The 14,312-nt window shown below is 46.8% G+C and carries 12 protein-coding genes; 3 read left to right on the top strand and 9 right to left on the bottom strand.

Annotated elements, in window-relative coordinates:
* Window positions 1-45: 45 nt before the first annotated feature.
* From KH172YL63_RS01305 to KH172YL63_RS01285, 5 genes are all read right to left on the bottom strand, one after another.
* Window positions 46-1,011: a nuclease-related domain-containing protein gene (locus KH172YL63_RS01305; protein WP_173104435.1), complete on the bottom strand. Its 966-nt coding sequence runs from the start codon at window positions 1,009-1,011 to the stop codon at window positions 46-48.
* Between the two features lie 321 nt (window positions 1,012-1,332).
* On the bottom strand, window positions 1,333-2,856 hold the full coding sequence (locus tag KH172YL63_RS01300) for a degradosome RNA helicase CshA (protein ID WP_173104434.1): 1,524 nt from the start codon (window positions 2,854-2,856) through the stop codon (window positions 1,333-1,335).
* 261 nt (window positions 2,857-3,117) lie between these two features.
* On the bottom strand, window positions 3,118-3,807 hold the full coding sequence (locus KH172YL63_RS01295) for an alpha/beta hydrolase (RefSeq protein WP_173104433.1): 690 nt from the start codon (window positions 3,805-3,807) through the stop codon (window positions 3,118-3,120).
* Between the two features lie 88 nt (window positions 3,808-3,895).
* Window positions 3,896-5,275 carry a UDP-N-acetylmuramoyl-tripeptide--D-alanyl-D-alanine ligase gene (locus tag KH172YL63_RS01290; protein WP_173104432.1) on the bottom strand — a complete coding sequence of 460 codons (1,380 nt, stop codon included), beginning with the start codon at window positions 5,273-5,275 and terminating at the stop codon, window positions 3,896-3,898.
* A gap of 84 nt (window positions 5,276-5,359) precedes the next feature.
* Window positions 5,360-6,430, bottom strand: coding sequence for a D-alanine--D-alanine ligase (locus KH172YL63_RS01285; RefSeq protein ID WP_173104431.1), 1,071 nt, complete (start codon window positions 6,428-6,430; stop codon window positions 5,360-5,362).
* 297 nt (window positions 6,431-6,727) lie between these two features.
* On the opposite strand from KH172YL63_RS01285, the gene KH172YL63_RS01280 reads away from it, so the two are divergent.
* The 3 genes from KH172YL63_RS01280 to KH172YL63_RS01270 all read left to right on the top strand — a co-directional run bounded on the left by KH172YL63_RS01280 (window position 6,728) and on the right by KH172YL63_RS01270 (window position 9,702).
* A complete protein-coding gene (locus KH172YL63_RS01280; RefSeq protein ID WP_173104430.1) occupies window positions 6,728-7,915 on the top strand; it encodes a dicarboxylate/amino acid:cation symporter in 1,188 nt (395 codons plus the stop codon).
* Window positions 7,916-8,051: 136 nt separating this feature from the next.
* Window positions 8,052-8,600 (top strand): GNAT family N-acetyltransferase, encoded by a 549-nt coding sequence (locus tag KH172YL63_RS01275; RefSeq protein ID WP_173104429.1) that lies wholly within the window; start codon window positions 8,052-8,054, stop codon window positions 8,598-8,600.
* A gap of 13 nt (window positions 8,601-8,613) precedes the next feature.
* Complete coding sequence (locus KH172YL63_RS01270) at window positions 8,614-9,702, top strand: NAD(P)/FAD-dependent oxidoreductase (protein ID WP_173104428.1); 1,089 nt, start codon at window positions 8,614-8,616, stop codon at window positions 9,700-9,702.
* On the opposite strand, the gene KH172YL63_RS01265 is transcribed toward KH172YL63_RS01270, so the two are convergent.
* From KH172YL63_RS01265 to KH172YL63_RS01250, 4 genes are all read right to left on the bottom strand, one after another.
* Window positions 9,680-10,654, bottom strand: coding sequence for a nuclease-related domain-containing protein (locus KH172YL63_RS01265; RefSeq protein WP_173104427.1), 975 nt, complete (start codon window positions 10,652-10,654; stop codon window positions 9,680-9,682). The two genes, KH172YL63_RS01270 and KH172YL63_RS01265, sit on opposite strands and share 23 nt — an antisense overlap.
* Window positions 10,655-11,614: 960 nt before the next feature.
* Complete coding sequence (locus tag KH172YL63_RS01260; protein WP_173104426.1) at window positions 11,615-13,039, bottom strand: dihydrolipoyl dehydrogenase family protein; 1,425 nt, start codon at window positions 13,037-13,039, stop codon at window positions 11,615-11,617.
* Window positions 13,040-13,051: 12 nt separating this feature from the next.
* The gene (locus KH172YL63_RS01255) at window positions 13,052-13,633 is read right to left on the bottom strand and encodes a CDP-alcohol phosphatidyltransferase family protein (RefSeq protein WP_173104425.1); all 582 of its coding nucleotides are present in this window, start codon (window positions 13,631-13,633) and stop codon (window positions 13,052-13,054) included.
* 14 nt (window positions 13,634-13,647) lie between these two features.
* Complete coding sequence (locus KH172YL63_RS01250; protein WP_173104424.1) at window positions 13,648-14,307, bottom strand: TVP38/TMEM64 family protein; 660 nt, start codon at window positions 14,305-14,307, stop codon at window positions 13,648-13,650.
* Between the last annotated feature and the right edge of the window lie 5 nt (window positions 14,308-14,312).

Genomic DNA, 14,312 nt, shown 5'->3' with positions numbered 1-14,312 from the left:
TGGCTCCTTTTTAGGGGTTAGTATGTGCAGGGGGTGGGGGATTATTTATTTTTGAGGATTATAATAAAAGGCTGCTTTCCTTTCACCCTCCATTTTGAATTCCTTCAACATTTTATAAGCCGTTGTGCGTGAGGAAAGATGGAGGAAATCCCTTAACTCACGGTTGGTAATATTCTTGTTAATCAGGAGAAAATAATCACGTATCGCTTGATGATGTGCATATTTACCAAACCTCTCACACTTACCGCAACGCCAGGAAGCATAAACCCTTGTCATCGGGATGTGCTCACAATGTTCGCAACGGACACCTGTGATGATGTCAGTTTTCGTTATCCCATATGTCAATTCAACATCCAGTTCATTTTCCATATGACTTTTTAATATCAGTTTTTTTATCCTATTAACTTCTCTATCCGATAAAACCTCTTTTGACAGGGCGTTATTTACCTCCTTGATCTTATCAATGATGTTCTGCGCATGAATGATATTCCTGTAAGGAGAATCCTTGGGTGGTGTTTTGGCGTAATTCAATATGGTGGAAGGGTGACTGAATACGACGAGGTGTTCAATGGGAGGATGCTTCAGTTTCTGGACACTGAACCACTTTTGGAGCAATAGCTTTTGCCTTTGCACTTGGGAAACAGGGTCATTGAATCCTTCGGCAACCCCGTTACGCGTGCGGGTTAACTGTTTGATAAAGGGATCGATCGATACCATTCCTGAAATGTTCTTAACCTCGATCAACAAAATATAAGCTGGGGTAAGAATGAGGAAATCAATTTGAAAGTATTTCGAGAAAAGCGGGAGCCTTACGTTATGAAAAATTTTGTATCTCTTATCTTTTAAAAAGCTGAGGTGATAATATACCGTCGATTCACCGTTGTATCCAGCCTTCTTTTTCTTTAAATCCTTCTCTACAACGGGATACTTTTGATGATGGAGGGGCAGCCTCCATAATAAAGCTTGATTCTTTTCAATACTGAGGGGAATTTGTAGATCTTTACAGAACAAATCATCACTCTCCTAACCTGTTTTGCTAAATGAATTCGGCATGAGTGAGAAAATCCCTTCTTTTCCCTGGGGAGATTCATCGAAAAATTTGTTTATGCGTCGGAATTTGAATTTATGCGTCACTTTTCGGTTTTATGCGTCACTTTTTCGATTTATGCGTCACTTTTTTATTTTATGCGTCGGTCCACCCCATTTATGCGTCAGTCACTAACACAGGCCGAACTGCCGGCCGCAAGTAACTTCCCTCTTTTAAAAACGCATTCCCCATATAAAAAAACACGACAACCAAAAGGTCATCGTGTCCTTCATTCTCAATCAAGATCAAGAATTGTTATATGATTTGCGTTTGCTTGAAGATTGTGGTCTGCCGCCGCCTGAACGGTTGCGGTCTCCGCCACGGCTACTTCCGCCTGAGCGGTTGGCGCCACGGGATGATCCACCTCGGCTACCGCCGCCTTTGCCGCTGCGGTTTCCACCTTTGTAACCACCGCCACGGTTGCCGCCGCCACGATTACCGCCTCTTGATGGTAATGGACGCTCTTCCGTGATGTCTACCGGTGTTGTATCAGGCTCTTTAGTCAGTACACGGATCGCTGCTGCTACTGCTTGAACAGGATCGTGATCGCCAAGTAACTCTTCAGCTAATGGGTAGTACTCTTTAAGATCGCTTTCCTTCGCTGCTTCAACAAGCTTCTCTACAGCAAGGCGTTGCTGGCCTTCTAATGCTTCGTTTAAGCTAGGTGGCTTAAGGGCCGTCATTTTCTTCTTCGTTGTTTGTTCAACGATCTTCAGGTAACCCATTTCTCTTGGTGTAACAAAAGTGATGGACATACCTTTCTTACCTGCACGACCTGTACGTCCGATACGGTGAACGTAGCTTTCAGGGTCTTGAGGAATGTCAAAGTTGTATACATGTGTAACGCCTGAGATATCAAGTCCACGTGCAGCAACGTCTGTTGCAATCAGGATGTCGATGCGGCCTTCTTTGAATTTCTTAAGGACCGTCATACGACGAGCTTGAGAAAGATCTCCGTGGATTCCTTCTGCAAGGTAACCGCGGATGCTTAGGGCACGGGCTAATTCGTCTACTCTACGCTTTGTACGACCGAATACGATCGCAAGCTCAGGAGATTGGACGTCGATCAGACGAGAAAGTGTATCGAATTTTTCTTTTTCGCTTACTTTCGTGAAGTACTGCTCGATGTTAGAAACCGTTACTTCTTTCGATTTCACCTTGATGACTTCCGGCTCTGTCATGAAGCGGTTTGCAATGCGGCGGATCGGATCCGGCATTGTTGCAGAGAATAGAAGTGTTTGTCTTGTGCTTGGTACAGTCTCAAGGATGCTTTCGATGTCTTCGATGAAGCCCATGTTCAGCATTTCGTCTGCTTCGTCAAGTACAAGTGTCTCAACGTTTTCAAGGTTAAGTGTTTTACGTTTGATGTGGTCAAGAAGACGACCTGGTGTACCTACGATGATATGAGGGTTCTTTTTCATCGCGCGGATTTGGCGCTGGATGTCCTGACCTCCATATACTGATAGGACGCGGGCACGCTTGTCAGCACCGATGCGGTATAGCTCTTCAGAAACCTGAATCGCAAGTTCGCGGGTTGGTGCAATGATCAATGCTTGCACTTTAGGGTTTTTCACATCGATTTTCTCGATCATTGGAATTCCAAATGCTGTTGTTTTACCTGTTCCAGTTTGTGCCTGGCCGATGATGTCTTTACCTTCTAAACCTACTGGAATCGTACTTGCCTGAATTGGTGTTGCTTCTTCAAAGCCCATACGTTTGATTGATTTCAACGTAGATGCGCTTAAGTTTAAATCTGCAAACTTAGTCAATGTTACATTCTCCTTTAATTTACATCTTTTATAACTAATCAATATCTGATTATATTTTTAGGTCGGAACGAAATCTTACCCACCGAAAGACTTCGGTATCTAATCTAAAACTGTCTATATGAGATGTTTAGTGTAATGTTTGATACAAAAAAATACACTCTTCAAAATAGAAGAGCTAGCACGTCCAACAAAATAAGAACTATGTTGTAGTAATGTTACCACTTCTAGAAATGAATTTCAATCTAATGTCAAATAGTCAATCTATTCACTTTGCAGGAATTGGAAGATCTTATCAAAAAGTTCGTGATTATCTTCACTGTGACAAATCAAGTGTTTGGCTTTTGAAGAGTAAAACAAGTCCTTTTCCTCAGAAGAGATCGTTTCATATATATATTTTGCTGCTTTGGGAGGGACTATCCCATCATTTTTTCCCTGGGCGATAAATGTGGGGATGTTCACCTTTGTCAGGAGGGGACGGGTCAATCTGACCACTTTTCTGAATTCATATGTGGACAGGATCGGGGTTTTTGTCACCTTCCATTTGTACCTGTTGTACAGTTCATTTTCGATCAGGCCGCCCTGCACGCCTTCTTTGATCATATTACCAATATCTTTCAGCAGCTGTTTGACATTTACATAATAAGCCGCAGCACTTAAAAGGACGAGCTTATGGATATCGTACTTCACGGAAAGATAGGAAGCGATCAATCCTCCCATGGAAAAGCCGACCACATACACCTCATCACATGTATCCAGGAGAACCTTCAGTTCTTCTTCTGCATGCATGAGCCATTCCATATGCTTGACGCCTTTCAGCTCGAGGGTTTCCCCGTGACCCGGAAGTGTCGGCACTGCAATCTGCCAGTCGGTCCTTTCCCTGAGAAAATCAGCCAGTGGCTCCACCTCATACGGGCTGCCTGTAAATCCGTGGATCAATAAACAACCGATCATACTATCCCCACTTACGTGATAAAAAGTAGGGAGCGAGCCATTCTCCCCAATCTGTCTTCAAGCTCATTGTATGCATTTCATTCAAGGTTTAAACGTCCTGCAGTCCCTCAATGACTTCTTCTAATTTCATTCCCCTTGAAGCCTTAAATAAAACCAGTTCATCCCCTTTAATGAAGGAAGATAATGAAGAGATCAATTCGCCTTTATCGGTGAACGAATGCACCCGGTCTTCCGGGAAGTTCTGCAGTGCACCCTTACCGATATATCCGCCGAGGCGTCCGAATGTGAATACATGCTGGATGCTTCCCGGATCGATCAGACGGCCGATTTCTTCGTGGAACGCCTCTTCCTGCTCACCGAGTTCGAGCATATCCCCAAGTACGAGGACTTTCGTCTGAAATCCGGACAGCTCGGATACGAGTCCGATCGCCGCTTTCATGGAAGTGGGGCTCGCGTTGTACGCATCATTGATGATGCTTTCCCCCTTCTTCCCTTCCACCATTTCCATCCGCATTTGCGTCAGCTTTAATGTTTGCAAGCCTTCTTTCATTTCTTCCACACTCAAACCGAACTTGCGGGCTATCAGGATCCCTGCAAGGGCGTTATGGATATTATGCTGACCGAGCACCGGCAGGAAGAACGTCTCTCCTTCTGCCATCGATGTTTCGAAATGACTTCCTTGGTTATCCATCTCGATACGGGTTGGATAAATCGTATTGGATTCACCTCGTCCGAACGTTTCCACGTGATTCAAGTTCAGTTCTTTCACCCCATCCTGCAAAAGAGGCTCGTCTCCGTAATAGGCGAATAGACCATCAGGCTTCAAGCCTTTCACAATTTCAAGCTTCGCCTTTGCGATGCCTTCACGTGAGCCGAGGTCCTGAAGATGTGATTCTCCGATGTTCGTGATGATGGCTGCATCTGGCTGCGAAATATCAGAAAGAAGCTCAATTTCGCCGAAACCGCTCATCCCCATCTCCAAAACGGCCACCTCTGAATCTTGCGGCAGTGATAGAATCGTCAGCGGAAGGCCGATATGGTTATTGTAATTTCCCTGTGTTTTATAGACGCGGTACTTTACTGACAGGAGGTTCGCCACAATATCCTTCGTCGTTGTTTTCCCGTTGCTTCCGGTAATGCCGACCACTTTCAGATCAAGTTCGTGACGATACTGATTCGCCAGTGACTGCAGGGCAAGAAGCGGGTCCTCCACCACGATGACCGGGATATCCTCCGGAGGGTTCGGGACATTGTGATCCCAAAGGGCAGCCGATGCCCCGTTTTCAATCGCATTGCGGACAAACTGATGACCGTCGACGTTTTCTCCTTTAAAAGGAACAAACAGGTTGCCTTTTTCAATCTTTCTTGTATCGATGGACACACCTTTTACTACAACGTCAGCAAAGCTGGAAAGATCATTTTTCACATCGAGCATCGTACAAATCTCTTTAATCATTTTTTGGAACATTGTTTTACTCCTTTTTTCTTTTTTTATCAAAATAGAGCAGGGACTGCCATTAGACGTTGAATCTTCCGGTCAGTCCCTCGTTGCCTACATTGTATGTTTGATGGTTTGTTTCTCTTGATGACGCTCCATGCCAAGCTCTACCAGCTTACCGATTAGGCTCGGGTAGTCGACACCCGTATGCTTCCATAGCAGAGGGAACATGCTGAATGGTGTGAAGCCAGGCATCGTGTTCACTTCATTCATGTAGATCCGGCCATCTTCCGTCAAGAAGAAGTCGGCACGTACAAGTCCTGAACAATCAAGGGCTTTATACGAATCAATCGCGATTTTCTTCATTTCATTATAAACGCTGCCTTCTACTTCTGCAGGAATGATGAGGGCCGTATCGCCGTCTTCATACTTTGCTTTGTAATCGTAGAAGTCCTTTTTAGGGACGATCTCACCTGCAACCGAGCATTCAGGCTGGTCGTTGCCCAATACGCCAATCTCGATTTCACGTGCTTTTACGCCTTCTTCAATGATGATCTTACGGTCGAACTGGAACGCTTCAATGAAGGCAGCCTTCAGCTCTTCACGTGACGTACATTTGCTGATGCCGACTGAAGATCCAAGGTTCGCAGGCTTCACGAAGCAAGGATAGCCGATTTCCTCTTCCACTTGCTTATACGCCGCTTCAGGATTTCCTTTCCACGTGCTGCGGATGAACCAGGTGTACCCCACCTGCGGAATGCCTGCCTGTGCGAACAGATTCTTCATGATCACTTTATCCATGCCGGCAGATGAAGCAAGGACGCCATTTCCGACATACGGCAGATTCAACAGTTCAAGCATCCCTTGAACGGTACCGTCTTCACCGTTTGGTCCGTGAAGCAGCGGGAAGATCATGTCATATCCTTCAGATCCTGAAGGTGAGATGGACGTGCTTAGCGCATTCGGAGAAATCTCTTCACCGTCTTTGAATTGCAATGCTTTCACATCTTCAACCGGGGCATTCAGCTGTGGACCTTTGATCCAGGCGCCTTCCGTTGAGATGAAAATAGGGTGGATTTCATATTTATTTAAGTCCAGGGCACCGATCACGGCCTTGGCTGTTTGCAAAGACACATTATGTTCAGCGGATTTACCGCCGTACAGCAAGCATAACTTCGTTTTCATGTATGAGTTACCTCCAATATTAACAATAGATGTTTCTATTTTATCACTTTCATCAAAAAGGGAAAGAATGATTCATATGGAAAATCAAAATTACCACCTTCGTCTTGATTCAAAAGGCATTTCCTTACGCCCATTATATATGTATGCAAACCAAACCCAGTCCTGCGACAGAAAGGGATGATTATTATTCTGAATACACTTAACATTCCGCCTATTTGAAAAGCTATTAAAATATGCCCGTCTACGGTGTATAATCCTCCTATTAAAAACATTTGTACTTTCAAGGAGGACACCCAGATGAGAAAGCTTGGTTTATTACCTAAAATCATTTTAGGCATCGCGTTAGGTATCGTTATCGGCGCATTTGCCCCTGAATGGTTCGTCAAAATCTTCGCAACGTTCAATGGATTATTCGGTAACTTCCTCGGATTTGCGATTCCGTTGATCATTATCGGATTCATCGCACCAGGAATCGGGTCCATGGGGAAAGGAGCAGGCAGGCTGCTTGGATTGACGACAGCTCTCGCTTATGGTTCCACGGTACTTGCCGGCTTACTCGCCTTTACGGTGGCCAAATCCATTTACCCAACTTTATTATCAAATCAAACGTCACAGTCTTTTGAAAATCCGGAAGAAGCACTGCTTAAAGGGTTCTTCACGGTGGACATGCCTCCGATCATGGGCGTCATGTCAGCACTATTGATCGCTTTCACCATCGGTCTTGGTATGGCAGCCATCAAAGGAGACACTCTTCAAAAAGGCATGAATGAATTCCGCAATATCATTGAGCTCGTCATTGAAAAAATCATCATCCCGCTCCTGCCGGTCCATATCCTGGGGATCTTCGCCAATATGACACAGGGCGGACAAGTAAGTGCCATCATGTCTGTATTTGCCAAAGTATTCGTCATGATCATCCTTTTACATCTTGTCTTTTTAGTATTGCAATATACAGCAGCCGGCACGTTGAGAAAACAAAATCCGCTCGCGATGATGAAGGGCATGCTTCCTGCCTACTTCACTGCACTCGGGACACAGTCTTCTGCATCCACAATCCCGGTGACACTGGAGCGCTCGAAGAAAATCGGCGCAAGAGAACGGATCGCAGACTTCTCTGTTCCACTCCTTGCAACGATCCATCTGTCAGGCAGCACCATCACCCTTGTCAGCTGCGCCATGGCAGTCATGGTCCTGCAAGGGGAAGCACTGCAGTTCACACAGCTCTTCCCGTTCATCCTGATGCTCGGCATCACCATGATCGCAGCACCAGGTGTCCCTGGCGGAGCCGTGATGGCAGCACTCGGTTTGCTTGAAACCATGCTTGGCTTCGGACCGACCATGACTTCCCTCATGATCGCCCTGTACCTTGCACAGGACAGCTTCGGAACAGCATGTAACGTCACAGGAGACGGCGCCATCACATCCATCGTCGACAAACTGACACAAAAAGAGAAAACAGCCGTATCCAACATCAAAGCTAGCTAGCCCACTAAGGTCCGTCCCTCGATTTCGAGGGACGGACCTTTCTTTTTACCAAACGAACGAGTCGACGGAATACCCCCTCCTCTTTGTTATTTTCTGTATAATGGAAATAATGACAAAATAAAGGAGTGCGCATGAATTGAAATTAACCAATCAACGTGTAACACTAAGAAAAATAGAAGAAAGAGACCTTTCCACCCTCTGGCAACTGATTTACGGAGACCCGGCACCTCAATGGAAGAAATGGGACGCCCCCTACTTCGAACACAAACATGTCCCGGAGGAGGAATACATCGCATCCTCCATCCAGAATAAGAGCCGCAATGATGAACACCAGCGCATCATCGAAGTAGACGGAAACATCATCGGTACGGTCAGCTACTATTGGGATTTCGAACCGAGCAGATGGCTCGAAGCTGGGATCATCATCTATGACCCCGCCTTCTGGAACGGCGGCTACGGGACGGAAGCATTGACGCTGTGGGTCGATCACCTGTTCACCACGAAGGAAATCGGCCGCGTCGGCATCACCACCTGGTCAGGAAACGAACGGATGATGAAGGCCGCCGAGAAAATCGGGATGCAGCTTGAAGGCCGGATGCGAAAGTGCCGCTACTACAACGGCGTCTACTACGACTCGATCCGGATGGGGATGATCCGGGAGGAATGGGAAGAAAAGCGTCTCTAAAAGGAGATCCGCAATGAAAACGATCATCTTAGTAGGTGGCGGACACAGCCACCTGCACTGCTTGAAAAAACTGAAACAATCCAGGGACGAAAATGTGAAATGGATCCTCATTTCCCCGTCCCGCCATCAATATTACTCCGGCATGTTCTCCGGTTACACAGAAGGCATCTACTCATTGGAAGAAACCCGGATCGATTTACATACACTTTGCGAAAAATCCGGATGCGACTTTGTGGAAAGCACCGTCCTTTCGATCGATCCTGATCAGCAGCACCTGCTCACAGACAACGGGGACATTTTCACCTACGATTTCGTTTCCTTCGACATCGGTTCACGAAATGACTCGCTGGACATTCAGGGACTGCACGATCACAATCTTCCCATCAAGCCGAACTACCGGTTCCCTGACCAAATCGAGAAACTGCATCGGAGCAGGAACACCATTTTTATCGGCGGAGGTGCAGCCAGCGTGGAAATGGCCCTCTCGCTGAAAGCGTGGAAGGTCGACCACGGATTTGATGACCATGACATCACAGTCGTCCACTCCTCCCCCCTATTAGAGAAAGCAGGACCTTTCTCTTCTAAAAAAATGCATGGGGTCGCCCACTCAAAGGGGCTCACCCTTCAAGAAGGTCGTGTGACAAAAGTAGACGGCACCCATGTGCATACAGACAAAGGCGAATCCCTTCCATGCGACGAAGTGATCTTCTTGGGCGGACCGAAAGCACCTCCCCTGTTCGGGAGCAGCATCCTGCCGACCGATGATCACGGATTCCTCCTCGTCAACAGCTACCTTCAATCCGTCGACTATCCGAACGTATTTGGAGCCGGGGACTGCGCCACCCTGAAGGATTTCCCCGACCTTCCGAAAAACGGGGTCACCGCTGTCAGACAGGGACCCGTCCTCTGGAAAAACCTGCGCGGGGCAGCCGCTGCCGGAAGCATCATTCCCTTCGAACCGCAAAAGCGGTACCTGGCAATCATGTCGATCGGTCAAAAGCAGGGCTTCCTGACGTACGGATCCTTTTCACTCGTCAGCGGCTGGGCATGGAAATTAAAGAATTGGATTGATGTGAGATTTATAAAAAAATATGAGGAGTGAGCGTGTAGGAAGTATCTTTTGTCCTCCCTGCAGATTGAAGATTCAGGGCGTTCAGCAAATACCGGGCCGTATTTCTGGAAGTCAATTGCAGGAAATCCCTCAACTGACGGTTTGTAATCTGATGAGAAACCAACAGATAATAATCCCTTAAAGCCGAAAGATGGGCATCCTTTGACTTTTGATGGCAATCGGCGCATGTCCATGAACCAAATGCCCGGATCATAGGCATGTGCTGACAACCGGGACATTGGACACCGGTCATGATGTCTTTTACTTGAATTCCATATACATCACTGGGAAACACAATAAGCGGGGTATGTTTTTTCATTAAAAGTTTAGAGACTTTCTTTAATTGTTTCAATGGGAGATATTCTTTTCTGTGGGATTGGAGGAGACTGATCAGGCGTTCTTCTATATTTTCCACCCTGACAACATTGTCGTATCTTTCATGAGGAGATGCAGTATGCAGCACCGTGGACCGGTTGGTCATCACCACAAACGTAGCAACAGGTAAGAAGGGGATATTCATCTTGGCAAACCAACGGATCAACTGCTTCTTCTGACGCTCAACCTGACTGACCGGATGACCAAACGCCTCTTCAACATCATCCCATTTCCGGATCGCCTGATCAAACTTCCCATCCAACGTATAAATGCCGGAAATATGCTTCACTTCCAAAATGATCGCGAGATAGGGAGTCAACAATAGCGTATCAATCTGAAAAAACCGCCCATCTATCTCTAAACGGATATCATGCAAAATCAAAATATCCTTCTCATGAGAAACAGACTCAAGATAATAATCCAGTTGCAACTCCCCCCGATACCCGGCACGCCGCTTGGCCAAATCCTTCTTTACAACCGGCACCAGCTCATCAAACGGCGACAACCGCCCCATCAACGCCTCATTCATCTGAACCCTGTGCGGACATTCCCTTAACTTATCAATCAATATACCAACCCCTTTCTTGTTTTCTATCATTATTCGACACGGATGCAGAAAATCCTTTATTTTACAGGTGGGGATTTTTATTTTTGAGAGAGGGTGCTTTTTATTGAGTAACGCAGCGTAAAAGGAGGAAATTTTATCTTCAGAAGTTTTGATACGATTATAAATTACTATTATATTTGTAATTTCACTCATTGTTTGGCTGTTCGAAATGAGAATTGCGTAACTTTAAAAGGGTATTGCGTGAAAACCAGACTTTATCGCGCAACTTTCAACGTTCATTGCGTAACTTTTGACCTTTATTGCGTAATTACACTTATGAGGTGAACAGTCCTTTTCCAGCATACTATTAGCAAGCGAAACTCCTGGGCGAGGCGCTTATCACCATCATAGTTTGAAATTTTTTCATTAAAATAAGGCCTTTCTCTCTTCTAAGCTCTTAAATCAACCAAATATCACCATTATATTTGTAATCCTACACACTCATTAACTTTTTAAAAAAGGTATTGCGTAACTTTAAAGGGTTATTGCGTGAAAACCTGACTTTATCGCGTAACTTTCGACGTTAATTGCGTGACTTTTACCCTTTATTGCGTAATTACACTTTTGAATGTGAACTGTCCTCTTCCAGCATACTATTAGCAAGCGTAATGCCCCAATCAGGAGCGTATAACCTCATAATATGAAATTTCCCAATTAAAACAAGGCCTTTCTCTCTTCTAAGCTCTTAAATCAACCAAATATCACCATTATATTTGTAATCCCACACACTCATTAACTTTTCATAAAAGGAATTGCGTAACTTCAAAAGATTATTGCGTGAAAACCAAACTTTATCGCGCAACTTTTAACCTTTATTGCGTAATTACCCTTTTTCTATAAGCTCCTTACGACCTCCCCTCTAAAACACTCCACCCCACAAAAAAAACGCAACTGCCCCACCAGTCGCGTTCCAAAAAACCCTTATCTAAACAACTCCACATACTTCTTACTGATCACCGGCAGTACGCCGTCGAACAGTTTTTCACGCCAGTAGAGGTCTGCTGTTTGCTGGACCGCGGCGGCGTGGTTGGGGTAGGGGTAGACCATGTTGGAGAGGGCGCCGATTTTGCTTCCTTTTTCCATGGCGAAGATGACGGGCTGCATCCAGTCGCCGGCTCCTGATCCGATGGCGTGGGCGCCGAGGATCTTCCCTTTGGAATCTGTGATGATTTTGACCATGCCGTCGGTGCGGTGGTCTGCGACGAAGCGGTCGACTTCGTCGAGTGTCTTCCTGTATACCTTGTACGACAGATCCTGTTCCTTCGCTTCTTCTTCGGTCAGGCCGATGTGGAAGATTTCCGGTGTGGTGTAGGTTGTCCAAGGCAGTTTGTTGTAGGATACGTTCCGCTTCAGGCCGAAGACGGCATTTTGGACGACGAGTTTGCCTTCCATGCCGGCAGCGTGCGTGAAGGGGTAGCGGCCGTTGACGTCTCCGATGGCGAAGATGTGAGCGTGGTTCGTCCTCAGTTGGTCATTGACCTGGATGAAGCCCCGTTCATCCACTTCGACGCATGCTGCTTCCAGGTTTAATAATGCTGTCCCCGGCTTGCGGCCGGTGGCTACGAATAACAGGTCTCCTTCAATGGTTTGCTCGGCACCGTCCTGCGTATAATGGATCACTTTCTGTCCATTTTGTTCAGATACACGATTGATGTCTGCTTCAAAGATAAACTTGATGTCCTTTTTCAGTATGTCTGTGGCCCGTTCGCGGATTTCTTGATCTTCTTTCCTTAGAATGCCACTGTGCTTTTCGATGACCACAGCTTCTGCCCCCAGATGGGAAAACGCTTGGGCAAGCTCAAGACCGATGGGGCCGCCTCCGATGAAGATGACGCGCCGTGGCAGTTCATCAACTTCGAATATCGTTTCGTTCGTATGGTACCCGACATCCTGAAGCCCTTCAATGTCCGGGATGAGAGGGCTTGATCCCGTTGCGACGACGATCCTCTTACCTGTAATGCGGTCTTCTTTTTCCACGAGAATGGTGTGGGGATCGAGGAATTCTGCGGCTCCGAAGTAAATGTCGACGCCTAATTGGAGGAAGCGGTCCGGGTCATCATGGGCCTGGATATGCTGGACGGCATCTTGGACCCGCTGCCTGATTTTCTTCATATCCACCGATCCTTTTGTTTCGAATCCGAAAGCGGAGCTATTCCGGATCGTCGCCACTTCCTTTGCCGCTTCAATGAAAGCTTTGGACGGGACGCAGCCGAAGTGAAGGCAGTCACCGCCGAGCAGTCCGCTTTTTTCGATGAGGGCCACTTTGGCACCCAGTGATGCGGCTCCGGATGCGACGGTCAGTCCGCCTGCCCCGCCGCCTATTACAATCAAATCGTATTGGTCCATCTTTATCTCTCCTTATGAAAGTAATCGTTTCGCTTCCAGGAAGCGCTGTATACCGGTGTACAATTCCACTGCAAAAAACAATAGCGTCGTCCAGAGAACGATGGATGGAAAGAGCATCATGATGCTGAATAGGATAAAGCCTTCCGTTCTTTCGGCCAGTCCCGCCTGATAATAAAAGGACTTCATTCCCTGTTTCTCCGATACGGCGCCGACTGTCAGGAAGATCGTCATGGATATGATGATCGAGACACTGAGTAACAGGAGTGCCCATGTGATGTCAGGATGGAGGAACGCGACGCCGAGGATGACGCTGACTTCGACGATCCGGTCGAATGTCACATCCATGACCGTTCCGAACGGGGATGGCTTCGTCAGGCGGGCCATGGTCCCGTCCACCGCGTCAAGGAAGCCTGATATCCATAATAGGAGAACGGCGATGAGCGGAGATCCCAGGTAATAAACCAGACCGGTCGCCGATCCGATCACAAATGCGGCCACCGTCACCTGGTTGGCTGACAGGCCTTTTTTCAGGAAATACCGTGCCGTCCCTTCTATGCTTGGCTGCACCCACTTGCGGGCGTGTGTGTCTAACATGTCTTCTCCATCCTTTACTTATCGTCTTTGCCCGCTAATCCCAGCCACTCTTTCATCCTCTTTTTAAAAATCAACGGGATGATGATCATGATTAAGAATAGTGCGAGCGCTATATATAATTTCGTCCGGTCTTCTCCTACCAAGCTTGACCCAAGAAAGACATACCCAAACGTACCTGGTAAAATTCCGAGGGCAGTGGCGGTGATGAACGGGATGTAACGGACTTTTCCCATCCCGGCCAGATAACTGATGAGATCAAAATTCAGAAACGGGAGAAGCCTCAGCAGGAGGACATAGATGAAGCCGTTCTCCTCCATCTTCCCACGTATCTTTTCCATTCGGGGAGACGGTTTTTTTAATAGTTTCGCCCCGAGGAGGGTCGCTGCGTAATAGGCAACCGTTGCGCCTCCCAATGCTCCGAGAATGATATAAATGAAGCCTTCCCATGTACCGAAGGCGAGACCTGCGGCCAACGAGAGAATGGAAGCCGGAAAGAGGATCAATGGTCGGATCGTGTAGACGACGATGAATACGATCGGCGCCCAGATCCCAAATGAAACGATCCAATCCCTGATGTCCTTCGGTTTCACATGGAAGAAATTCCGGCTGAGCCACATGAGCAGCAGCAAACTTGCGATGACCAGTAAAATTTTCCCGATTTCCTTCTTTTTCATTCTTC

The organism is Bacillus sp. KH172YL63 (assembly GCF_011398925.1).
Classification (GTDB): Bacteria; Bacillota; Bacilli; order Bacillales; family Bacillaceae_B; genus Rossellomorea.
This window is presented reverse-complemented; position numbering and strand designations above follow the sequence as displayed.

Bases quoted from the DNA above. Each gene is read 5' to 3' on its own strand.
- KH172YL63_RS01295 (WP_173104433.1), bottom strand. From the start codon at position 3,807: ATGATCGGTTGTTTATTGATCCACGGATTTACAGGCAGCCCGTATGAG.
- KH172YL63_RS01290 (WP_173104432.1), bottom strand. From the start codon at position 5,275: ATGTTCCAAAAAATGATTAAAGAGATTTGTACGATGCTCGATGTGAAA.
- KH172YL63_RS01285 (WP_173104431.1), bottom strand. From the start codon at position 6,430: ATGAAAACGAAGTTATGCTTGCTGTACGGCGGTAAATCCGCTGAACAT.
- KH172YL63_RS01280 (WP_173104430.1), top strand. From the start codon at position 6,728: ATGAGAAAGCTTGGTTTATTACCTAAAATCATTTTAGGCATCGCGTTA.
- KH172YL63_RS01270 (WP_173104428.1), top strand. From the start codon at position 8,614: ATGAAAACGATCATCTTAGTAGGTGGCGGACACAGCCACCTGCACTGC.
- KH172YL63_RS01260 (WP_173104426.1), bottom strand. From the start codon at position 13,039: ATGGACCAATACGATTTGATTGTAATAGGCGGCGGGGCAGGCGGACTG.
- KH172YL63_RS01255 (WP_173104425.1), bottom strand. From the start codon at position 13,633: ATGTTAGACACACACGCCCGCAAGTGGGTGCAGCCAAGCATAGAAGGG.
- KH172YL63_RS01250 (WP_173104424.1), bottom strand. From the start codon at position 14,307: ATGAAAAAGAAGGAAATCGGGAAAATTTTACTGGTCATCGCAAGTTTG.